This is a genomic window from Nitrosomonas oligotropha, assembly GCF_009833085.1.
GTDB lineage: Bacteria > Pseudomonadota > Gammaproteobacteria > Burkholderiales > Nitrosomonadaceae > Nitrosomonas > Nitrosomonas oligotropha.
In genome coordinates, this window is sequence record NZ_QRBZ01000031.1 from 163,391 (window position 1) to 184,737 (window position 21,347).

The window sequence follows — 21,347 nt, forward strand, 5'->3', positions numbered from 1 at the left end:
CAATCTTCTTTACCGCCTGATGCAACTTTGCGAGTTGGCATCGCTAATATTCTCAGGTGCCGTTTCTGCCTTGGTATTCACTGCAGCTTTCCTGATCGCTGATCTACAGTTGGATAGCATTGTTACACTACACCAGGGTTTTTTGTGGGCGGCACGACTGCGGCTTGTTCACCATGGTTAGCGAATTTGAATACACTTACCGCCCGAATTAATGCTTTGGATTGTTCCCTCATTGATTCAGCAGCGGCGGATGCTTCTTCTACCAAGGCTGCATTTTGTTATGCCACTTATATTCTATAAAATTTGTTGATTAATTAATGTGATGTGCAGTAAGGCCCATGTCGCTGCGGCTCATTAGCTTTTCGATGTCGATCAATATCAGCATCCGCTCATCCACCGTACCCAGGCCCATGATATATTCCGTATTGATCACCGAGCCTAAACCCGGTGCTTGGCGCATTTGCTCATCCGCTAGAGTAATCACGTCTGATACCCCATCAACCACAATCCCCATCACCCGGCCTGCTACCGTGAGTATGATGACCACTGTGAATTGATCATACGTTGCGTGGTCCAGATTAAACTTTATCCGCATGTCGATGATCGGGACGATAATGCCGCGCAGATTAATTACGCCCTTGATATAGTCTGGCGAATTCGCAATATGCGTGATGGAATCGTAACCTCGGATTTCTTGTACTTTCAGAATCTCAATTCCATACTCCTCGCCTCCCAAACGGAACGTCAGAAATTCATTCGTGGCCAGATCGCTTGCTATCGCTGGCACCCCTGTTACGCTATTTGCTTTCAGTTCTTGCAATGACATTGATTCCTCCACTAGCTGTAATAAAACCTAATTCGTACTCTTAATCTTCTGGATGATTCTTGGAATAAAAACACATTGCTGCGTTGGAATGAACTATACCCGCGGGGACTTGCTGAATTGTTGAGAGAATGTAAACTTTTTGCAAACTATCGGACACAAAGAAAAGACTATTGCATGACCTCAAGCAGGCGTGCGGTTTTGGCGGCGACGTACCCGTTGATGAAGCCGGATGTAAACTAGAAAGTATCCGGAAAACACTAGATGCCGCGAAGGGTGAGAGGTGTTTTTCCGGCGTGCGCCGGGTGGTTGTAAGCGCGTTGGATAATCTGTAATCTATAGCCAGCGTGCCAGTCTGCTGGAGTAATTAAAATTTTATTTTTTACCGGAATTGATAATGAAGAAAAAACAAATAGTAATCCTGATTGCTTTCTTGCCGGTCATACCGTTGTTAACCGGCTGCTGGACGTTAGTGGCCGCCGGGGCGGGGGCCTACGGAGGGTATAAAATGAAGGAAAACGGTTATACCCTGCAAAACCCGATCACCAAGGAAAGAAAATCCAATAAATGAGATTGGGTTATTTCATTGTTTTTGCTGAGTCTTCCGGATTTTCTTTTTTACGGAAGCTGTCATAAATCATCAACGCGGCACCGATAAAAATAGCGGAATCGGCGATGTTAAACGCCGGCCAATGGTAATTCCCAATATAGAAATCCAGAAAATCGACCACATGACCGAGCGTAATGCGGTCGTATAAATTTCCCAGTGCGCCGCCCAGAATCAAACTCAGCGATACACAAAATAATTTCTCCTGCTGGTATTTATTCAGCAAAAAGATAATCACTAAGGCCGCACTGCCCGCGATTCCGCTCAGGAACCAGCGTTGCCAGCCGGGTTGCTCGCTGAGGAAACTGAATGCGGCACCGGGATTGTAGGTCAGCACCAAGTTGAAAAAACCGGTGAGCGGGATGCGCTCACCGAATTCCAGCGTGGATTCGACCCAGTATTTACTGGCGAGATCCAATATCAGAACAATCAAAGCGATGCTCAAGCTGATGTAGAGTTTCATAATAAGACAGTTTTCTGTTCAGTGATTAGCCGTGAAACTTCATGCAAAGTGCCGTTCTTCGCCGCTGCCATGCAGATTGGCAACGCAGCGTGCGCACAACGTGGGATGTTCCGCATGCTGGCCGGTATCCTTCCGGTAGTGCCAGCACCGTTCGCATTTCGTATGCGCGCTGGATGTCACGGTCATGCCTTCCTGCTGCGGGTCATTGACTGGAATCAGGCGCACTTCGGAGACGATCAATACGAAACGCAAGTCATCGCCCAGTGCATTCAGTAAGGCGAAATCTTCCTGATTGGCGCGGATTTCTACTGCAGCCGCCAATGAGGAACCGATTTCTCCTTGTGTGCGGGAGTCTTCCAATTTTTTCAGTACGTGCGAACGCAGCGAGCGGATTTTCGCCCACCGTTGTTGCAATGATTCGGTATCCGGTTGTGCCGGAAGATCGTGCCAGATATGAAATAACACACTATCCTGAGTATCGCCCGTCAAATGCTCCCAGACTTCTTCCGAGGTAAAACTCAAAATCGGCGCAAACAGCCGCACCAGGCTATGTGCAATGTGATGCAGCGCAGTCTGTGCCGAACGGCGCGGAAGACCTTTGGTTGCTGCCGTGTACAGGCGATCCTTGAGGATATCCAGATAAAATCCTCCCAGGTCTTCGGAGCAGAAATTGTGCAGTTTATGCACGACCTGATGGAATTCGTAGCGTTGATAGCTTTGCGTTAAGTCTTCCTGAAAAGCTTGGGTCAATGCCAGCATATAGCGGTCGATTTCCAGGCAGTCCGTCACGGCGACGGAGTCTGTGTGCGGATTAAAGTCCATCAGATTGGCAAGTAAAAAGCGCAGCGTGTTGCGAATCCGCCGGTAGCTTTCCACCACACGTTTCAGAATTTCCTCGGAGATAGAGAGTTCGCCGGAATAATCGGTGGAAGCGACCCACAGCCGTAGAATATCGGCGCCGGAAGTATCCATCACTTTTTGCGGAGCAATGACATTGCCTTTGGATTTACTCATTTTGTGACCGCTGCCGTCGACCACGAATCCATGTGTGAGCAGTGCATCGTACGGCGCACGGCCATCCATGGCGCAACCGGTCAGCAGTGAAGACTGAAACCAGCCGCGATGCTGATCCGAGCCTTCCAGATACAGATCTACCGGGAATTTGAGCTGCGCATCGGCTTTGACAACCGTGTCATGCGTGGTGCCGGAATCGAACCAGACGTCCAGCGTGTCGGTCAGCTTTTTATATGTTTGCGCTTCGTCGCCGAGCAATTCGGCGGTGTCGAGCGCAAACCAGGCTTCGATACCGTGCTGCTCGACTTTTTGCGCGACTTGCTCGAGCAGTTCCAGCGAGCGCGGATGCAGTGCGTGGGTATCTTTATGCACAAAGAAGGTCATCGGCACGCCCCAATTACGCTGACGGGATACGCACCAGTCCGGGCGGTTTTTGATCATCGCTTCCAGGCGCGCTCTGCCCCATGCCGGATAGAATGCGGTGGAGTCGACCGCTTGCATGGCCAGATCGCGTAACGTCTTATTCCCAGCGTTTGCAGCAGTTGAGCTGTGCAGATTCATACCGATGAACCATTGCGGGGTTGCGCGGAAAATGATGGGTGTTTTGTGCCGCCAGCAGTGCGGGTAGCTGTGCTCGATTTTTTTCAGGCAAAACAGATGTCCGCTGGTTTTGAGCGTATCGATGACGATATCGTTGGCTTTCCATACCGAAAGCCCGCCCACCAAAGGCGTGCCGGCGGTAAACTTGCCGTTGCCGTCTACCGGGCTGTCACTTGGCAGGCCGTAATTCTGACCGGCAAAATAGTCATCCAAACCATGCGCGGGTGCCGTGTGCACCAGCCCGGTACCGGCTTCCAGCGTGACATGTTTGCCGCAAATGATTTTTACCGTGCGTGGTTCAAATGGATGTTGCAGCGCCAGATGTTCCAGTGCCCGGCCTTTACAGGTGGCGAGCGTTTCACCGGTTAAGTCATAGCGCGTCAGACAAGCCTGCTGCAATTCACTGGCAAGAATCACCAGACCGCGTGTGGTTTGCACCAGCGCGTAGTCGAAATCGGGATGCACGCTGACCGCTTGGTTCGCCGGTAATGTCCACGGTGTGGTGGTCCAGATGATGGCGTAAGCTTGCGCATTTTCAGGAATGGCGATGCCGAAGATACTGCTCAGCGATGAATGCGCGGATTGAACGGCAAATCCCACATCAATCGCCGGAGAAGTTTTGTCTTCGTATTCCACTTCCGCTTCGGCCAAAGCGGAACCGCAATCGATACACCAATTGACCGGTTTCTGCCCTTGATACAGATAGCCGCTTTGATAAATTTTTCCCAGCGCGCGGATAATACCGGCTTCGGTTTTGAAACTCATCGTGAGATAAGGATTATCCCAGTCACCCAGCACACCCAGACGAATGAAATCGGCTTTTTGACGTTCCACTTGTGCCTGCGCAAAAGCGCGGCAGAGTTCGCGTACTTTATCGGCGGGCAAATGTTTGCCGTGTTTTTTTTCGATCTGGTGCTCAATCGGTAAGCCATGGCAATCCCAGCCGGGAACGTACGGCGCATCAAAACCGGACAGTGTCTTGCTCTTGATGATGATGTCCTTGAGAATTTTATTGACGGCATGACCGATGTGAATGTCGCCGTTGGCATAAGGCGGGCCGTCATGCAGAATGAATTTGGGGCGTCCTTTGCTGACGGCGCGGATCTTTTGATACAGATTTTTTTCTTGCCAGGCTTTCAGCATACCCGGTTCGCGGCTGGCCAGATTACCGCGCATCGGAAACGGTGTGTCGAGTAAATTGAGCGTTTTCTTATAATCAGTCATGAAAGTTCAATGGATGGGTTAAAGGGCGTTACACGTGCTATTGGATTGAATCGGGGCGGTCATAAAAAAGCTTTTGGCTTGCGCGACATCTTTTTCGATTTGCCGGATGAGCGTGTTGATATCCACATATTTTTCTTCGTCGCGTAATTTGTGCAAAAAGTTGACCTGTAAATGCTGCCCGTAAATTTCCTGATGAAAATCGAACAAGTGGACTTCCAGCACAGGCTTGCCATTGTCATGGGTTGTCGGTCGCACACCCAAACTGGCCACACCTTGCAGCGGCGTGGCGGGTGAGGATGGCATGGCGCCGTACACGGACACGACAAAAATACCCGAAAGCGGCGGGCGGTTATGCTGCAATTGAATGTTCGCGGTCGGAAATCCAAGCTGTTTGCCTAATTTATCTCCATCCACGACCCGTCCGCTGATGCTGTAAGGTCTGCCGAGCAGTTTTCTGGCGGTGTCGAGATCGCCGTTGGCAAGCGCTTGCCGGGTTGCGGTACTGGAAACGCGCTGCCCGTCGATGGTAACACTGGGCATGGCTTCGACGGAAAAGTTATTTTCCGCTGACGAAGCTTGCAACATGGCGAAGTCACCGGCGCGCCGCGCGCCAAAGCGGAAATCATCGCCGACCAGCAGCCAGCGCACCGCAAGTTCTTTATTCAGAATGTCCGCAATAAATTGCTCCGCGCCGATTCTGGCAAAGTCGTAATTGAAACGGCAGATGTGGATGCAATCGACTTCCGTCTGAATCAAGCAAGTTAATTTTTCCCGCAGGCTGGAGAGTCTTACAGGCGCTTGATCCGGAGCGAAAAATTCACGCGGATGCGGTTCGAAAGTCATGACACAGGCTGGAAGCCCTAACTGACTGGCGGTTTCTTTCAAACGGGAAAGCATGGCCTGGTGGCCTAAATGGACCCCATCGAAATTGCCTATGGTCAGTGCAACCGGTGTTTTAGCACCGGACGGCACTTTTCGCCATGTATGCATGCGCTCGAACCCAAAAATTAGCAATTCTAGCGTGTTTAAGGTGAACAGGTCTAGCTTGCACTGCGTTGCCGCGCATATTGAATTCAAATAATTATAGATACTTACTGGAAAGAACGCTGCCGGGAAAATTGCTGGCAGGACAGATTAGTGCTCGCGTTGATTTATTAATTTAGTTATATTCCTGCTATCGTTTTTGTCATGTTGCGGCCAAATAATTGAAGCATTCAAATCAATCAATCAAATCAAGCGAAAGAGAGGACCGGATCCTGCAGGCGCTGGCCGGGATGCTGGAGTATCCGCATAGGGTTAAGATCACCACGGCTGCATTGGCAAAGCAATCGGGCATTTCGGAATCGGCGATCTATCGTTGCTTTTCCAATAAGTCGCACATGTTTGCGGCTTTAATCGAATTCATTGAGAAAACATTGTTTGTGCTGATCAATAAAATCCTGCAAGAAGAGCAGTCGAATGCCAGACAGATTGAAAATTTGTTACTGTTATTGCTAGGGTTTTCGCAAAAAAATCCCGGCATGACGCGGATTTTGATTGGCGATGCACTGGTTAATGAAAACGATCATTTGCAATTGCGCATTCATCAGTTGCACGACCGGCTGGAGGCGACTTTAAAACAGGCATTACGGTTCGCCGTCAGCGAGCAACGGTTGACAGCGGATGTGGATATTGCGGCGCAGGCCAATTTGTTCATGTGCTTCGTGATTGGCCGCTGGTATCAGTTTGTTAACAGCGGATTCAGGCGCAATCCGCTGGCCAATTGGGAAACGCAACGAATAATTTTGTTGCCGAAGGAGCTGCTTTAAAGCGCAATAACTGGTGGATTCTGATGCCTTAGTTTTTCCGGTCATTGCGCCGGCATACCGGACAGAACGGGTCTTTGTTTAATCTGACCGAGCGCCAGTTCATTGCGAGACCATCTAGTAGCAGCAGGCGGCCGTTCAGACTTTGGCCGATATCTAATAGAATTTTTAGCGTTTCCGCAGCCTGCATACTGCCGATGATACCCACCATGGGCGAGAATACGCCCATGATCGCGCATGGCATATCTTCCTGGTCTCCGTCAAGCGGATATAAACAATGATAGCAAGGGCTGTCGTTATGGCGTAAATCGAACACACTGATTTGACCGGAAAATTGCACTGCTGCACCGGAAATCAGCGGTTTCTTATGAGTGACACAAGCCTGGTTGACATGATGGCGGGTACTGAAGTTATCGCTGGCGTCAATGATCGCATCGGCTTGCGGGACCAGCTGCGACAATGTTTCTGCATCGACATGCGCTTGGATTGCAGTGATCTGGATTGCGGGATTGATTCTGTGCAGCGTTTGTTTTGCCGACTGTGTTTTGGCTAAGCCGATGGCGCCGCTATCATGGATGATCTGCCGCTGCAGATTGGTTAGATCAACTTGATCGCCATCGCAAATGGTCAGATGGCCAATTCCGCTGGCGGCGAGATACAGGGCGGCGGGAGAACCCAAGCCGCCCGCACCGATAATTAATACACGCGATTGATTGAGCTTTTCCTGCCCCGCAATATCGATTTGCGGGAGCAGGATATGACGGCTGTAGCGAAGTAACTGCTGATCATCCACGATCCCTGAAATCAGCTCTTGGTTTCGGTTTCATCGCTTTTTTTCTCGGGTGATGCAGTAATGCCCTTGAAGTAATTCATGGCTTGTTTCAACAAGAGATCTTCCTCCGAGCCAAACTCGATTGGAGCTTTATTCTTGTCTTTGTTTTTCTTTTCTTTCTTCTCTTTTTTGTCGCTGGCGGGTTTCAGCGCTGCTTTTTCAGCTTCCGAAGCAGCTTTTTTCTCCGTTTTCTTGCCATTGGACAAATGCCGGTTTAAGTCCGCTTCCCGCAAACGCTGTTCATCACCGCTGTCGGCTTCATCCAGGACATCGGGTGTAATTCCTTGTGCCTGAATAGATTGGCCATTCGGTGTGTAATAGCGCGCGGTCGTCAGTTTGATCGCGGTATTGTTACCCAACGGTAGAATCGTTTGCACGGACCCTTTACCGAATGTTTGCGATCCCATCACGATGGAGCGTTTATGGTCTTGCAGCGCCCCCGCAACAATTTCCGATGCGGAAGCGGAACCGCCATTAACCAGGGTGATCATCGGTACCGTTTTAACCGCGGATGGCAATCCTTTCAAATAATCTTCATCCGGCCCGCGCAGATAATATTCCGGGTTGGCGTGCAATTTCATTTTTGCATCCGGACTGCGGCCTTCGGTATAAACGACCAGAGCATTTTCTGGCAGAAAGGCAGCCGATACGGCGACAGCGCCATTAAGCAATCCACCGGGATCATTGCGTAAATCCAGAATTAGTCCTTTCATGGCGCCGCTGTTTTCGGCAAAAAGCGTTTTGATAGCTTGCGCCAGATTTTCACCGGTTTGTTCTTGGAATTGCGTGATACGGATATACGCATAACCCGGTTCGATCATTTTCGATTTAACGCTTTGGATTTTGATAATATCGCGCACCAGATTAAAGACCAGCGGCTCTGTTTCACCTTCCCGCACAATCGTGATCTTGATCGAAGTGTTGGGCTTGCCGCGCATCAGCTTGATCGCATCATTCAGTGTCATACCCTTGACGACGGTATCATCCAATTTGACGATCAGATCGCCGGTTTTGATACCCGCGCGGAACGCCGGTGTGTCTTCGATCGGCGATATGACTTTGACGACACCGTCTTCCATCGTCACCTGGATACCCAGACCGCCGAATTCACCTTGTGTGCCGATTTGCAGCTCTTTGTATTCGTCTTTATCGAGGTATGACGAGTGCGGATCCAGTCCGATCAGCATGCCATTGATCGCCTCGGTGATCAGTTTCTTGTCTTCCACGGACTCAACATAGTCGCTTTTGATCCGGCCGAACACTTGGGCAAAGGTGCGCAGTTCTTCGATCGGCAGCGGATGAATGGCCTCGATACTTTCTTTCTTGGCAATAGCAGAGAAATTCAAACTGAGCATCATTCCAGCAATTGCACCAATCAGAATTAAACCTGTTTTTTTGATTACGTTACTCATTTAAGCTATCTCCGCACTGATCAAATTTATGTAAATGGCTGTTGCGTTCATTCTATTTTTATCCACGTCAACGGGTCAAACGGCTTTCCCCCGTGCCGAAGCTCAAAATATAAACCTGAATCGGCATTACCACCGCTATTTCCAACGGTTGCAATCGTTTCGCCGCCGCGAGTCGACTCACCAATTTGTTTGTGAAGTGTTGCATTATTGCCATATAAGCTCATGTAGTTGTTTCCGTGATCCAGAATTATCAAATTACCAAAACCTCTTAACCAATCCGCAAATACGACCCGGCCTGCGGAAATTGCTTTGACTTCACTGCCATCGGGCGACTGTATGAATAAACCTTTCCATGTCACATGCTTACCTGAACGTTGACCACCAAAAGTATTTACAAGTTTCCCGCGCACCGGCAAATTTAATTTACCCTTTAACGTTGAGAATGCAGCGCCTGTAGTGGAAGCATCAGGGAGCTTGCTATTAATCGCTGTGGTATTGGATTTTTCTTGTACAAGCAATTGGTTAATTTCGTTTACTAAATTTGTTAAGCGTTTTTCATTCTGCTCGAGTTTATTGATTTCCTGTTGCTGCTGAGAAATTTGATTGGATACTTGCGCTAGGAGTGTTTGCTGCTTGGTTTTCTCTTGTTGAAATTTTTTTCGTTGATCGAAATATTCTGCTTGGATAGCGGTTATTTCGTCTTTCTTTTGACGGCTGGTTTGTGCTAGAGCTTCGATTTCTTTCTGATTATACTGGAGATTCTTGATGCTATCCGAGCGAGCGAGCGAGAGTTGCCGGTAATAATAAATGTCGCGTGCGATCTGATGCGGATTTTGCTGATTCAACACCAACCGCAAATAATCTTGTTGTCCTCCGACATATTGTTGATAAAGCAATTTTTCCAGTTGATTTCGTACGATGCCGATTTCATCGCTGAGTTTTTTGTGCTGTGCTTGCAACTGCTTGTATTCTTCTATGGCTTGCCGGTCGTGCTCAATCAGTTTGGTCATTTTTTGCGTGATGGCGCTGATTGCCCGCTCAGTTCCTTGCAATGCATCCGCTGCGCTCTGTTTTAGCGCTTCTTTGTTGGCTAAATCTTTTTGTAATGATTGGATACGTTCACGCAGCAGTTTGAGATTTTCCTGATTGCTTGAGAATGCGGATGACGGGCAAAACAAGATCAGCGCCCAAATCGCCAGAATTGACCGGTAATGTTTTATGTGAATTAAATTAAACGTATGAACTTCCAGATTGATAAGATTTATTCGAATCGTGTGCCCGGTGACACTCATGCATCGGAATCAGTGAATGGATTATATTTTAAGCACTTGATCTGCCTTGGTTAGCGACGGTTTGCATTGCTTCCTGGATTTCAGCTAAGTTCCCAAGATAATAATTTTTAACCGGTTTTAGATTATCGTCTAATTCATAAACTAATGGAACGCCGGTCGGTATGTTGCAGTTTAGAATATCTTCGTCGGAAATGTTATCCAGATATTTAACAAGCGCGCGCAAGGAGTTACCGTGCGCTGCGATGATGACACTCTTGCCCGCCTGAACTTGCGGTGCGATGGTTGCATTCCAGTAGGGCAGGAATCGGGCAACCGTATCTTTCAGGCATTCCGTTACCGGGATGTCGTTCTGCGCCAGGTTTTTATAACGCGGATCGGTACCGGCATAGCGGGCATCGTCAACGGTTAATGCGGGCGGTCTGACATCATAGCTGCGCCGCCAGATGAGGACTTGTTCGTCACCATATTGCGCCGCGGTTTCGGCTTTGTTCAATCCTTGCAGTGCGCCATAGTGCCGTTCATTCAGGCGCCAGGTGTGCTGGATAGGAATCCACATTTGATCCATTTCATCCAGTACGATCCATAAAGTGCGGATAGCCCGTTTGAGGACGGATGTATAGGCAATATCAAATGCAAACCCGTGTTCGCGTAATAGCCTGCCGGCACTTTGAGCTTCCTGTATGCCTTGAGGCGTTAAATCAACATCTGTCCAGCCAGTAAATCGATTTTCTTGATTCCAGGTACTTTCTCCATGCCGCAGGAGAACAATTTTCTTCATATTGGCCTTTTGATAAAAAGGAAATGAGTATCGTCAAGCAGATTAAAAAACGCAGCTATTTTATTATACTTTTGATTGTAAACACAGCATTAGACTGATTCTTTGGCATGAAAAAAATAAGAATGCTTTATTTTCATGAAAAATGATGACAGATTTTTGTATTTCTTGTTAAGTTAATTAAAGATGGAATAGATGATGTATTCGTGGATTTGAATGCGATAAGTCGGTGAGCATGATGCTATGATGTGCGAGGTCAAATGTCTGGCAGCAGAGAATCCCTTAACTTTTCAGTTTCTGATAAAATTCAGAGTTTGAAAAAATCTAATAAAATAAAGCTTATATGGAATTGTCATTATTATTGCAAGATCATTTTCTTCTCAGGTTAGAGAATTTATTGTTCGTTATCACCGCGGTTATCAGCGGTTCATTATTGTTATGGTCGATGGTAACGCAGGGCGGCATCAAGGAAGTCGATACACGTACCGCGGTACAGCTCATCAATTACCAGGATGCATTGGTACTGGATGTGCGTGACGATAGCGAGTTTGCCGCAGGGCATTTGCCGAATGCCAAGCATATCCCGGCGGAGAAAATTGAAGAACGCTGGGCGGAGTTACAGAAATTTAAGGAAAAGCCCGTCGTGGTGGTATACCGGGGTGGTATTCGATCCAATACTGCCAGCCTGGTTTTGAAGAAAAACGGTTTTTCCCAAGTGGTTAATCTGATGGGCGGGATTGATTCCTGGAAGCGTGCCGGCTTACCCATGGTTAAACGATAAAGGAAGTGAAAGTAAATGCCTCGGGTTATCATGTATACCACTGGTTTCTGCCCCTATTGTAAAATGGCGGAAAGCTTGTTGCGCGCAAAGGGAGTCCAGGAAATTGAGAAAATCCGCGTCGATCTGGAACCGGAGCAACGCATCGAAATGATGGGAAAAACAGGGCGCCGCACAGTCCCGCAAATCTACATCGGTGAAAAGCATGTGGGTGGGTACGATGACTTGGCGCAACTGGATCGCGCGGGTGAGCTGGCGGCTCTGCTGTCAAGTTAATTGCAGCCGCGTTGATTGATGCGATAGCAATTGGTATTTTAGGTTTGTTTTATTAATTCACTATATTGGACAAGATCAATATGAGCGAGCAACAGCAACCGGTTTTTGCCATAGAAAAAATCTATGTGAAGGATTTATCCCTGGAGATTCCCAATGCACCGAATATCTTTCTGGAAAGAGATACGCCGGAAATTAACTTGCAGCTGGGAACCAAGAGTCAAGGAATCGGTGAAGGATTGTATGAAGTATTGTTAACCGTAACAGTGACGGCTAAGATAAAAGACAAAAACATGTTTTTGGTGGAAGCTCAGCAAGCGGGGATTTTCCGTATTCGGAATATACCGGCTGGAGAGATAGAACCGGTGCTGGGAATTGGTTGCCCCAATATTCTGTTTCCTTATTTGCGGGAAGTGGTGTCGGATATTGTGACGCGCGCCGGATTTCCGCCGGTAATTCTCAATCCGGTTAATTTTGAGGCCATTTATCAGCAGAAAAACGCGGAAACAAAACCGAATTAAAAGTAACCGCGTGCATGGAGATGAACATCGCATGAAAAAAAGCTCATTGATTGATTCATGCTGGTTAAAAAATAAAGTAGGAATTTTTCTGGCCGGTATTTTTCTGCAGTCTCCCGGTTATGCAGTTGCTGAAATGGAATTTTTCTCGATCGCCGACAGCGCCGTTGTCATGTATGACGCGCCGTCGCTGCGAGCCGATAAACTGTTCGTGGCGGATCGTCATCTTCCCGTAGAGGTTGTGGTGGATGTCGATGGCTGGGCGAAAGTTCGCGACAGTAGTGGAAGTCTTGCCTGGGTGGAAAAGAAAGCGTTGAGTCAGCAGCGCTTTGTGGTGGTGACGGTGCCATTGGCCAGTGTCCACAAATCAGCCGATGCAAACTCTGAATTAGTGTTCCAGGCTGAAGAGAACATTGTCTTGGAATGGTTGGATTCCGATAGTAAAGGCTGGGTCAAAGTGCGGCACGCTGGCGGTCAAACCGGTTATGTCAAAGTCAATCAGGTTTGGGGGTCATGAAAATTGCGGTACTGGGCGCGGGTGCATGGGGATCCGCCTTAGCGATTAGCCTGTCAGCGCGCCATCAGATTCATCTATGGACAAAGGATCCGGATCATGCAACTGAGATGGATCGTCAACGAATTAATCAAGCTTTCCTGCCGGGCCACTTACTGCCTGAATCCCTGAAGATTACTGCAACGCTGGAAGAAGCGTTGAAGGATGCCAATCTGGCGTTAATCGTTGTGCCTGTCGCCGGTTTGCGTGACACATTGCGGGGCATTGTCGCCAGTAAGATCAAAGTGCCGGTTATCTGGGGATGCAAAGGTTTTGAGTCAGAGACTACTTATCTGCCGCATCAAATTGCTACCGAAGAATTTTCCGGTCTATTGCCGCCTTGCGGTGTATTGTCCGGGCCGAGTTTCGCGGAAGAAGTGGCTCAAGGACTCCCGACCGCTTTGACACTGGCATCCAAAGATATCGATTTCGCCAGTAAAATGGCTGCAGAATTGCATAGTGCAAGGCTGCGCATCTATACCAGTGATGATATTGTTGGGGTGGAAACCGGAGGGGCGGTGAAGAACGTGATCACGATTGCAGCCGGTATTTCCGATGGCATCGGTTTTGGACATAATGCCAGAGCAGCACTGATTACACGAGGATTATCAGAGACTATGCGATTGGGGCTTGGCCTGGGGGGGAGCATGAAAACTTTCATGGGACTGGCCGGAGTTGGTGACTTGATTCTGACAAGTACAGGTGATTTATCCAGAAATAGGCAAGTCGGATTGATGCTGGCGGAAGGGAAATCGCTGGCTGATATTTTAAGTGCATTAGGACATGTCGCCGAAGGCGTGCACACGGCGAAATCGGTTCTGCAATTAGGCAATCAATTGAAGATTGAAATGCCCATCACTCAAGCGGTTTGCGATATTCTGCATGGCGTAGTATCCGCCAAGAAAGCGGTCGAAGTGTTGTTAAATCGCGAACAGAAATCGGAAATTTATTAGCGTGGAATTTATCCCGAGAAGTTCAAGTTTATTCTATTTCTGGTGACTAGTTATTTGTTTTTATGAAATTTTATAACTGATGCAGTTGGTTGGCTTCTTCTGAAACGGTTGATTTGCTTGATAAATAGTGCGGCGAGAACACGCTAATTCGCTTGACCAGCCGTTAACAGCTTGATATAAGAGCGTCTGCAGTACTTGCTTGTGATTTAATTACCATTAACCAAGAAGGGGAATTATATGAACAAATCCGAACTCATCGAAGCTATCGCAAAATCGGCTAAAATTTCTAAAGCTTCCGCGGGCAGCGCATTGGATGGCGCATTAGCAGCAATAAAAGGTGCACTCAAAAAAAATGAAAGTGTTACTTTGGTCGGATTTGGGACTTTTAAAGTAGGCACAAGGGCTGCGCGTACAGGCCGTAATCCCCGTACGGGCGCTGCAATTAAAATCAAAGCAGCGAAGGTTCCTAAATTCAGTGCTGGTAAAGCGCTTAAAGATGCAGTAAACTAGCGCACTTTCTTGACCGGGTGCTTAGCTCAGCTGGTAGAGCGTCGCCCTTACAAGGCGAATGTCGGCGGTTCGATCCCGTCAGCACCCACCAGTCAAATTTGCTAGTTCTAGGAGTGGTAGTTCAGTTGGTTAGAATACCGGCCTGTCACGCCGGGGGTCGCGGGTTCGAGTCCCGTCCACTCCGCCAAATTAGGTTTTCAGCTTACGATAAGTAAAAAGCTCTTTGATCGTCATTTCACTTTCTAGCATTCTCAGGTTCTAATTGTGTTTGATTTCGTCAACCGTAAAAAGCGTGTCGTACAAGTCTTCATGGGCTTGCTAATATTACCCTTCTTGTTTTGGGGTGTTGAATCGTATCGTACGATGGGCGGCGAAGGTTATGTTGCGGTAGTGGATGGTGAAGAAATTCCACGGCGTGAATATGAGCAAGCACTACGTGATCATCATGAAAGAATGCGCGCGATGCTGGGTGCAAATTTCGATAGCGCGATGCTAGATACTTTTGAAGTAAAAAACTCGGTGCTGGAAAGGCTCATTCAGCAGAGACTATTACACCGGGAAGCTGTTAGTAACGGTTTTACCGTACTGGATTCACAGCTGATCAAAACTCTCCGGGAAGCCTCCGCATTCCAAAAAGATGGTAAATTTTCCAAGCAGCAATACGAAGAATTGCTGCGCAATCAAGGGTTAACTCCAGCGGTATTTGAGTCGCGTGTACGTCAGGAGCTTCTGCTTCAGCAATTATTAGACGGTTACAGTGACAATGCATTTGCTCCCAAAGCAGTGGCCGAGAAAGTTCATTATCTTGCTGAAGTTAAACGCGAAGTAAATCAATCACAAATCACGCCTGAACAATTTCTATCGCAAGTGACACCGGAAGAGTCCGATATTACGAGTTATTATGACAAGCATAGGGCTGATTTTGACTTGCCGGAACGTGCGCGAGTTGAATATTTGGTGTTAACGCTGGATGCAGTAGCCAAGAATGAAACAGTGAGCGATGAAGCGATTAGTACTTATTTTTCCGAGCATCAGAATGAATTTGGTAAAGCCGAAGAACGTAAAGCCAGTCATGTTTTGATTACTATAGCAGCTGATGCCACGGATGACGAGAAACGCGCAGCAAAAGAAAAAGCCGAAAGCATTCTGGAGAAAATTAAGCAAAATCCTGATCAGTTCGCAGAAATTGCCAAGCAAGATTCGGATGATCCAGGTTCGGCAATGCGCGGCGGAGACCTGGGCTTCTTTGGCCGTGGTGTCATGGTTAAAGCCTTTGAAGATAAAATTTTTTCAATGCAGCTGGATGAAGTGAGCGATATCGTGGAGACGAATTTTGGTTTCCATGTCATCAAACTGACCGCTATCAAGGAGGAAAAACGTCCTGATTTGGAAGAAGTGCGCGAACAGATTGCAAATAAACTCAAATTAGAGATGGTGAGCAGTATTTTTGGAGAAATTGCCGAGGACTTCAGTAATATAGTTTACGAACAAGGTGATAATCTGCAAGCTGCGGCAGAGAAATTTGAACTATCCACACAAGAGAGTGATTGGATTACGAGAGATAAGGCAGAGCCGTCCATTCTTGCGAATGAGAAATTGTTGTCCGCAATCTTCTCGGCGGATGTGATTTCAAACCACCGTAATACTGAAGCAATTGAAGTGCAGCCCGATACATTTGTGTCAGCTCGCATTCTTGAGCATAAGCCTGCTACGACGCAATCGCTTGAGGTCGTCAGAGAGCAGATCGTGGAAAAGCTTAGAAAGCAAGTGGCTGAAGCGAAAGCGGTGGAGGAAGGGCAAGCCAAGCTGGTGCGCTTACAAGCTGGTGAAGCAGTGAATGATGTTACCTGGGACGAAGTCAAGCAGATTTCTTATATGCAGCCGCAAGGACTGGATCATGAAACATTAAGAGCTGTTTTTAGAGCCAAGACTAATGCTCTGCCAGTGTATACGGGGGCTATTAATCCAAAAGGCGGATTTAACCTGATACGAATCAACAAAGTCGTTGAGTCCGAATCTGCAGATAAAAATAAATTGGATGTTTTTACCAAACAGCTCCAGCAGATGATTACACAAGAAGAAGTCTCGTCATACTTAGCTGCCCTTAGGCAGCGTTACGATGTAAAAGTTAAGCAAGACGGCTTCTAGTTTCCTGAATTTATTGCACGCTGTGTTTAGCAGTTAATCGTTCAGATTAAACGCAACGGTGTTAAATCCTGCGTCGACATAAGTTATTTCCCCGGTAATGCCACTCGCAAGATCGCTGCACAAGAAAGCCGCAACGTTGCCGACTTCATCCGTGGTTACATTGCGCCGCAATGGTGAGACCTTCTCCGTATAACCTAATAATCTCCCAAAATTTCCGATACCTGCGGCGGCCAATGTTTTGATCGGACCGGCGGAAATGGCGTTGACGCGAATACCTTTAGGACCCAAGCTGGAAGCCATGAAACGGACATTTGCTTCGAGACTTGCTTTAGCCAAACCCATGACGTTATAGTTCGGCATGACCCGGACTGCACCCAAGTAGCTTAATGTCAGCAAAGCGCCATTGCGGTTTTGCAGTAACGGTAATGCGGCTTTGGCAAGTGCGGAAAAACTGTAGGCGCTGATGTCATGCGCGATGCGGAAAGCTTCTCGATTGACGCTGTCCAGGTAATCACCGGTTAATGCTTCGCGCGGTGCGAAGGCAATGGAATGCACAATACAATCGAGTGAATCCCAATGTTTTTGCAAGTTCTCGAAACAGGCGGCGATTTCATTGTCATTGGCGACATCGCAAGGAAATAGCAGATTGCTATCAAATTCTGCCGCCAGCTTTTCCACCCGCCCACGAACTTCTTCGCCCTGATAAGTGAAAGCCAGCGACGCACCTTCTCGTTTCATAGCTTTTGCAATACCGTAAGCAATGGACCGGTTGCTGAGCAGCCCGGTGATGAGAATGCGTTTATTTGCCAGAAACCCCATATAATTTCCTTGTAGAATTGAGTAAATTGTCAAATTATAGCCGATGGGTGGCATAAGATGGAATTGTGTAAAGGGAGATATATAGGATGCTAGTGTCATTTTTACTTAAAACATGGATTCCAGCGAAACAAAATTGCAATGGATAAACGGATTCTTTTGCCTGGATTGTTGATACTTTTGGCTTGGCTTACCGCGTGTAGCGGACATCAATGGAATAATCCCTATGCAGCGGAAGATACGGAAAAAAACATTCTCTACACGGTATTCACAGAACGGCCTAAGCATCTGGACCCGGTGCAATCCTATAGTTCCAATGAAATTCAGTTCACTGCACAAATTTATGAGCCGCCGCTGCAATATCATTATTTAAAGCGGCCATTCGTGCTGATTCCGGCTACAGCAGAAGAAATACCCGTAGTGCAGTATTTGGATGCTCACGGCAATCCATTGCCGGGCGATGCGCAGCCGGATGATATTGCCTATAGCGTGTATGAAATTACAATCAAAGCAGGGATTCATTTTCAACCTCACCCGGCATTTGCACGCGATACGCAGGGTCACTGGTTGTACCATGATCTGAACCAGCAGGAGATGGCATCCGTGCGGAAACTTGCGGATTTTTCGCAAACCGGTACCAGGGAATTGGTGGCGGAAGATTATGTATATCAGATCAAGCGCTTGGCGCATCCAAAATTGCATTCGCCGATTTATGGGCTGATGGCTGATTATATTGCCGGACTCAGGGAATATGCCGATGTGCTGAAGCAAGCCGAGCAGAACCGGCCGGAGGAAAAAACATTCCTGGATTTAAGAGAGTATCGATTGGAAGGCGTGCAAGCTGTCGATAGATACACTTACCGCATCACAATAAAAGGCAAATACCCGCAATTTGTGTATTGGCTGGCGATGCCTTTTTTTGCCCCGATTCCATGGGAAGCGGATCGCTTTTATTCGCAGCAAGGATTAAAACAAAAAAATATCACATTGGATTGGTATCCGGTTGGCACCGGCCCCTATATGCTGACCGAGAACGATCCTAATTCACGGATGGTATTGGAGAAGAACCCGAATTTCCATGATGAATACTATCCTGCCGAAGGCATGCCGGGAGATGAGGAAAATGGCCTTCTCGTAGATGCCGGTAAGAAATTACCATTCATTGATAAAATTATTTTCACCCGGGAAAAGGAGAGTATTCCAAGATGGAATAAATTCCTGCAAGGTTATTACGATGCCAGCGGTATTGGCTCGGATAGCTTCGATCAAGCTGTGCAGCTGGTGGGGCAGGGTGAAGCGACGGTGACCGAGGCAATGGCTGAGCAGGGGATACGGCTGGAGACGGCGGTGGCGGCATCGACTTACTACATGGGATTTAATATGCTCGATCCGGTCGTCGGCGGCAGAAATGAACGAGAGCGCGAATCGGCTAGAAAACTGCGCCAAGCGATTTCGATCGCCGTGGATTACGAAGAGTTTATTTCGATTTTTGCCAATGGCCGTGGAATGCCGGCGCAAAGTCCCATTTCGCCGGGTATTGCAGGCTACCGGGAGGGTGAGGAGGGCATCAATCCGGTGGTATACGACTGGATAAACGGTGAGCCGCGGCGCAAATCAATTCAAGCTGCAAAAGCATTGCTGGCGGAAGCGGGTTATCCGGACGGAATAGATCAACGGACCGGTGCGCCGCTCATTTTATATTTTGATGTGACTGCGCGCAGTGCTGAAGATAGGTCCAGACTGGATTGGATGCGTAAGCAATTTCAGAAATTAAATATCCAGCTGGTCGTGAGAAGTACTGATTACAATCGCTTTCAGGACAAGATCCGCAAAGGGAATGCGCAGATCTTTGAATGGGGCTGGAATGCCGACTATCCGGACGCGGAAAATTTTCTATTCTTATTGTACGGACCGCAACGTAAAGTAGGTAATAGTGGTGAGAATGCGGCGAATTATCACAATGCGCAATACGATCGCTTGTTTGAGCAGATGAAAAATATGGAGGACGGGCCTCAGCGGCAACAAATTATTGACCGCATGATTGAGATTTTGCGCTTCGATGCACCGTGGTTATGGGGGTATCATCCGAAGGACTATGGCTTGTATCACGCCTGGTATCAGAATGTAAAACCCAACCGGATATCGAATAATAATCTGAAATATTTCAAAATCGATACTGCCTTGAGGACGCAAAAGCGCGCCGAATGGAATGAGCCGGTTATATGGCCAGTAGTGTTGATTTTGGCTGTGCTGGCAGTCAGTTTTGTTCCCGCTGTGAATGCCTTTCGCCGCCACGAGAGCAGTACCGCCGTGCGCGCAGCTTCTTCGGATACTACGGGCTAAGTTAAATGCTGAGTTATATCATCAGGCGCATTTTTTATGCGATTCCGATTCTGATCGGGGTTAATCTCATCACATTCGTGTTGTTCTTTGTCGTGAATACACCCGATGACATGGCGCGAATGCAGTTAGGAATTAAGTATGTAACACCCGAAGCGATCGAAAAATGGAAGGCGGAACGAGGTTATGATAAACCGTTGTTATTCAATCAGGAAGCGGAAAATCTGGATAAATTGACCAATACCATTTTTTTTGAGAAATCGGTATCCATGTTTATTTTTGATTTCGGGAAAGCGGATGATGGCCGGGATATCGCTCAGGAAATCAAGTCGCGCATGCTGCCAAGTCTGGCGATCGCGTTGCCAGTCTTTGTGTTGGGTTTGATTGTGTACATTACTTTTGCGTTGCTGATGGTTTTTTTTCGCGCCACTTACATCGATTTCCTGGGTGTGGTTTTGTGCGTGGCGCTGATGTCAATTTCCAGCTTATTTTATATTATCGTCGGACAATTTCTGATCAGTAAGCTATGGCACTGGGTGCCCATATCCGGTTACGAAACCGGGCTTGATGCCGCAAAATTTTTATTTTTACCGGTTATCATCGGTGTGATCAGTAGTGCGGGATCCAATATACGCTGGTACCGCACCATATTTCTGGAAGAAATGAATAAGGAATATGTGCGCACAGCCAGGGCCAAAGGACTATCCGAACGCATTGTGCTATTCCGGCATGTTCTTGGGAATGCGTTGATTCCAATTTTAACCGGTGCGGTTGTTGTGGTACCTTTACTATTTCTCGGCAGCCTGCTGGTTGAGTCGTTTTTTGGCATCCCGGGATTGGGCAGCTATACCATCGACGCGATTAACTCGCAGGATTTTGCGATTGTAAGGGCAATGGTTTTTTTGGGTTCTTTGTTATATATCATAGGCTTGGTTTTGACAGACATATCGTACACACTGGTGGACCCAAGAATCCGCTTGTCTTAGTGAGGTAAAGACAGAATTCGCTATTTCTGGTAGATGACAAAGTTTTGTGGCATCGAAACATACGCTAACAACTGTAAATGTGTTCTTGCCAAAAACTACGGATGGCATTAATCCCTGTCTATCTACAACTTCCCGTTAAAACTAGATTGACTTATCAGTCCAATATATTCATAATCGCCAGTTTCGTTCGGAGGGGTTCCCGAGCGGTCAAAGGGATCAGACTGTAAATCTGACGGCTCTGCCTTCGAAGGTTCGAATCCTTCCCCCTCCACCAATTTTGGAAATGCAGTAAGAATAGCAGGGCAATAGCTCTTGCTGATATGGGTTTAAGTTGTGCTTCTTGCAAGCGGCGAACTAGTGCGGGTGTAGCTCAATGGTAGAGCAGAAGCCTTCCAAGCTTACGATGAGGGTTCGATTCCCTTCACCCGCTCCAAATGGGAATTAGCAGTTAAAACGGTAAAGTAGGGTTGTTTATGCTTGCCCATGTAGCTCAGTGGTAGAGCACTCCCTTGGTAAGGGAGAGGTCGCCAGTTCAATCCTGGCCATGGGCTCCATAGGTTGTATGTAAAATTGTATGGTTAAGCACGCATAGGGGAAACAGATATGGCAAAGAGTAAATTTGAGC

Annotated in this window: 21 protein-coding genes and 5 tRNA genes; 17 read left to right on the forward strand and 9 right to left on the reverse strand. The window is 47.6% G+C overall.

The features are described 5' to 3' along the window. Positions 1-310 precede the first annotated feature (310 nt). Positions 311-826 (reverse strand): chemotaxis protein CheW, encoded by a 516-nt coding sequence (locus tag ABD07_RS10580; RefSeq protein ID WP_160818230.1) that lies wholly within the window; start codon positions 824-826, stop codon positions 311-313. 170 nt (positions 827-996) lie between these two features. Between ABD07_RS10580 and ABD07_RS10585 the strand changes: the two genes are divergently transcribed. Together ABD07_RS10585 and ABD07_RS14705 are read left to right on the forward strand one after the other, a co-directional pair. After that, positions 997-1,158 (forward strand): hypothetical protein, encoded by a 162-nt coding sequence (locus ABD07_RS10585; RefSeq protein ID WP_160818231.1) that lies wholly within the window; start codon positions 997-999, stop codon positions 1,156-1,158. A gap of 62 nt (positions 1,159-1,220) precedes the next feature. Continuing rightward, complete coding sequence (locus ABD07_RS14705) at positions 1,221-1,394, forward strand: hypothetical protein (RefSeq protein WP_164502823.1); 174 nt, start codon at positions 1,221-1,223, stop codon at positions 1,392-1,394. A gap of 7 nt (positions 1,395-1,401) precedes the next feature. Here the strand turns inward: ABD07_RS14705 and lspA are convergent, their stop codons facing one another. From lspA to ABD07_RS10600, 3 genes are read right to left on the reverse strand one after another with little or no spacing between them, the layout of a single operon-like run. Beyond that, positions 1,402-1,893: a signal peptidase II gene (lspA, locus tag ABD07_RS10590; RefSeq protein ID WP_108697511.1), complete on the reverse strand. Its 492-nt coding sequence runs from the start codon at positions 1,891-1,893 to the stop codon at positions 1,402-1,404. Between the two features lie 39 nt (positions 1,894-1,932). Further along, complete coding sequence (gene ileS / locus ABD07_RS10595) at positions 1,933-4,731, reverse strand: isoleucine--tRNA ligase (protein ID WP_160818232.1); 2,799 nt, start codon at positions 4,729-4,731, stop codon at positions 1,933-1,935. 18 nt (positions 4,732-4,749) lie between these two features. Continuing rightward, on the reverse strand, positions 4,750-5,721 hold the full coding sequence (locus ABD07_RS10600; RefSeq protein WP_160818233.1) for a bifunctional riboflavin kinase/FAD synthetase: 972 nt from the start codon (positions 5,719-5,721) through the stop codon (positions 4,750-4,752). Between the two features lie 215 nt (positions 5,722-5,936). Between ABD07_RS10600 and slmA the strand changes: the two genes are divergently transcribed. Then, positions 5,937-6,539, forward strand: coding sequence for a nucleoid occlusion factor SlmA (gene slmA, locus ABD07_RS10605; RefSeq protein ID WP_160818234.1), 603 nt, complete (start codon positions 5,937-5,939; stop codon positions 6,537-6,539). Positions 6,540-6,567: 28 nt separating this feature from the next. Here the strand turns inward: slmA and ABD07_RS10610 are convergent, their stop codons facing one another. The 4 genes from ABD07_RS10610 to gpmA form a co-directional block, all read right to left on the reverse strand. Next, on the reverse strand, positions 6,568-7,329 hold the full coding sequence (locus ABD07_RS10610; protein WP_160818235.1) for a molybdopterin-synthase adenylyltransferase MoeB: 762 nt from the start codon (positions 7,327-7,329) through the stop codon (positions 6,568-6,570). An 11-nt stretch (positions 7,330-7,340) separates the two neighbouring features. Next, entirely contained in the window at positions 7,341-8,780 is a 1,440-nt protein-coding gene (locus ABD07_RS10615; RefSeq protein ID WP_160818236.1) for a S41 family peptidase, read from the reverse strand. A gap of 47 nt (positions 8,781-8,827) precedes the next feature. Further along, positions 8,828-9,739, reverse strand: a complete 912-nt coding sequence (locus tag ABD07_RS10620) for a murein hydrolase activator EnvC family protein (RefSeq protein WP_240142513.1) — start codon at positions 9,737-9,739, stop codon at positions 8,828-8,830. A 361-nt stretch (positions 9,740-10,100) separates the two neighbouring features. Next, a complete protein-coding gene (gpmA, locus tag ABD07_RS10625) occupies positions 10,101-10,850 on the reverse strand; it encodes a 2,3-diphosphoglycerate-dependent phosphoglycerate mutase (RefSeq protein WP_160818238.1) in 750 nt (249 codons plus the stop codon). Positions 10,851-11,244: 394 nt separating this feature from the next. Between gpmA and ABD07_RS10630 the strand changes: the two genes are divergently transcribed. From ABD07_RS10630 to ABD07_RS15295, 9 genes are all read left to right on the forward strand, one after another. Beyond that, positions 11,245-11,628 carry a rhodanese-like domain-containing protein gene (locus ABD07_RS10630; RefSeq protein ID WP_420813528.1) on the forward strand — a complete coding sequence of 128 codons (384 nt, stop codon included), beginning with the start codon at positions 11,245-11,247 and terminating at the stop codon, positions 11,626-11,628. 15 nt (positions 11,629-11,643) lie between these two features. Beyond that, on the forward strand, positions 11,644-11,901 hold the full coding sequence (gene grxC, locus ABD07_RS10635) for a glutaredoxin 3 (RefSeq protein WP_160818240.1): 258 nt from the start codon (positions 11,644-11,646) through the stop codon (positions 11,899-11,901). Positions 11,902-11,981: 80 nt separating this feature from the next. After that, the gene (gene secB, locus ABD07_RS10640; protein ID WP_108697521.1) at positions 11,982-12,419 is read left to right on the forward strand and encodes a protein-export chaperone SecB; all 438 of its coding nucleotides are present in this window, start codon (positions 11,982-11,984) and stop codon (positions 12,417-12,419) included. Between the two features lie 31 nt (positions 12,420-12,450). Continuing rightward, positions 12,451-12,933, forward strand: a complete 483-nt coding sequence (locus ABD07_RS10645) for an SH3 domain-containing protein (protein ID WP_160818241.1) — start codon at positions 12,451-12,453, stop codon at positions 12,931-12,933. Then, a complete protein-coding gene (locus ABD07_RS10650) occupies positions 12,930-13,922 on the forward strand; it encodes an NAD(P)H-dependent glycerol-3-phosphate dehydrogenase (RefSeq protein ID WP_108697523.1) in 993 nt (330 codons plus the stop codon). Before ABD07_RS10645 ends, ABD07_RS10650 begins: the two co-directional genes overlap by 4 nt. 237 nt (positions 13,923-14,159) lie before the next feature. Beyond that, positions 14,160-14,432 (forward strand): HU family DNA-binding protein, encoded by a 273-nt coding sequence (locus ABD07_RS10655; RefSeq protein ID WP_090315671.1) that lies wholly within the window; start codon positions 14,160-14,162, stop codon positions 14,430-14,432. Between the two features lie 15 nt (positions 14,433-14,447). After that, positions 14,448-14,523, forward strand: a tRNA-Val gene (locus tag ABD07_RS10660). A gap of 19 nt (positions 14,524-14,542) precedes the next feature. Next, positions 14,543-14,619, forward strand: a tRNA-Asp gene (locus ABD07_RS10665). Between the two features lie 77 nt (positions 14,620-14,696). Continuing rightward, entirely contained in the window at positions 14,697-16,580 is a 1,884-nt protein-coding gene (locus ABD07_RS15295; protein ID WP_160818242.1) for a SurA N-terminal domain-containing protein, read from the forward strand. Positions 16,581-16,613: 33 nt separating this feature from the next. Here ABD07_RS15295 and fabI read toward each other — a convergent pair whose 3' ends face one another. After that, a complete protein-coding gene (fabI, locus tag ABD07_RS10675) occupies positions 16,614-17,399 on the reverse strand; it encodes an enoyl-ACP reductase FabI (protein ID WP_160818243.1) in 786 nt (261 codons plus the stop codon). Between the two features lie 138 nt (positions 17,400-17,537). Here fabI and ABD07_RS10680 point away from each other — a divergent pair, with 138 nt between their 5' ends. The 5 genes from ABD07_RS10680 to ABD07_RS10700 all read left to right on the forward strand — a co-directional run bounded on the left by ABD07_RS10680 (position 17,538) and on the right by ABD07_RS10700 (position 21,276). Continuing rightward, positions 17,538-19,739 (forward strand): ABC transporter substrate-binding protein, encoded by a 2,202-nt coding sequence (locus ABD07_RS10680; protein ID WP_160818244.1) that lies wholly within the window; start codon positions 17,538-17,540, stop codon positions 19,737-19,739. 5 nt (positions 19,740-19,744) lie between these two features. Then, a complete protein-coding gene (locus tag ABD07_RS10685) occupies positions 19,745-20,722 on the forward strand; it encodes an ABC transporter permease (protein ID WP_160818245.1) in 978 nt (325 codons plus the stop codon). A gap of 189 nt (positions 20,723-20,911) precedes the next feature. Next, positions 20,912-20,996: transfer RNA gene (locus ABD07_RS10690), tRNA-Tyr, on the forward strand. 85 nt (positions 20,997-21,081) lie between these two features. Beyond that, positions 21,082-21,155: transfer RNA gene (locus ABD07_RS10695), tRNA-Gly, on the forward strand. A gap of 46 nt (positions 21,156-21,201) precedes the next feature. Further along, positions 21,202-21,276: transfer RNA gene (locus tag ABD07_RS10700), tRNA-Thr, on the forward strand. Positions 21,277-21,347: the final 71 nt, after the last annotated feature.

What these genes read in the sequence shown, in the direction of transcription:
- ABD07_RS10580 (WP_160818230.1), bottom strand. Translation starts at nt 826, where the DNA reads ATGTCATTGCAAGAACTGAAAGCAAATAGCGTAACAGGGGTGCCAGCG.
- ABD07_RS14705 (WP_164502823.1), top strand. Translation starts at nt 1,221, where the DNA reads ATGAAGAAAAAACAAATAGTAATCCTGATTGCTTTCTTGCCGGTCATA.
- lspA (WP_108697511.1), bottom strand. Translation starts at nt 1,893, where the DNA reads ATGAAACTCTACATCAGCTTGAGCATCGCTTTGATTGTTCTGATATTG.
- ileS (WP_160818232.1), bottom strand. Translation starts at nt 4,731, where the DNA reads ATGACTGATTATAAGAAAACGCTCAATTTACTCGACACACCGTTTCCG.
- ABD07_RS10600 (WP_160818233.1), bottom strand. Translation starts at nt 5,721, where the DNA reads ATGCATACATGGCGAAAAGTGCCGTCCGGTGCTAAAACACCGGTTGCA.
- ABD07_RS10615 (WP_160818236.1), bottom strand. Translation starts at nt 8,780, where the DNA reads ATGAGTAACGTAATCAAAAAAACAGGTTTAATTCTGATTGGTGCAATT.
- gpmA (WP_160818238.1), bottom strand. Translation starts at nt 10,850, where the DNA reads ATGAAGAAAATTGTTCTCCTGCGGCATGGAGAAAGTACCTGGAATCAA.
- grxC (WP_160818240.1), top strand. Translation starts at nt 11,644, where the DNA reads ATGCCTCGGGTTATCATGTATACCACTGGTTTCTGCCCCTATTGTAAA.
- secB (WP_108697521.1), top strand. Translation starts at nt 11,982, where the DNA reads ATGAGCGAGCAACAGCAACCGGTTTTTGCCATAGAAAAAATCTATGTG.
- ABD07_RS10645 (WP_160818241.1), top strand. Translation starts at nt 12,451, where the DNA reads ATGAAAAAAAGCTCATTGATTGATTCATGCTGGTTAAAAAATAAAGTA.
- ABD07_RS10650 (WP_108697523.1), top strand. Translation starts at nt 12,930, where the DNA reads ATGAAAATTGCGGTACTGGGCGCGGGTGCATGGGGATCCGCCTTAGCG.
- ABD07_RS10655 (WP_090315671.1), top strand. Translation starts at nt 14,160, where the DNA reads ATGAACAAATCCGAACTCATCGAAGCTATCGCAAAATCGGCTAAAATT.
- fabI (WP_160818243.1), bottom strand. Translation starts at nt 17,399, where the DNA reads ATGGGGTTTCTGGCAAATAAACGCATTCTCATCACCGGGCTGCTCAGC.
- ABD07_RS10680 (WP_160818244.1), top strand. Translation starts at nt 17,538, where the DNA reads ATGGATAAACGGATTCTTTTGCCTGGATTGTTGATACTTTTGGCTTGG.
- ABD07_RS10685 (WP_160818245.1), top strand. Translation starts at nt 19,745, where the DNA reads ATGCTGAGTTATATCATCAGGCGCATTTTTTATGCGATTCCGATTCTG.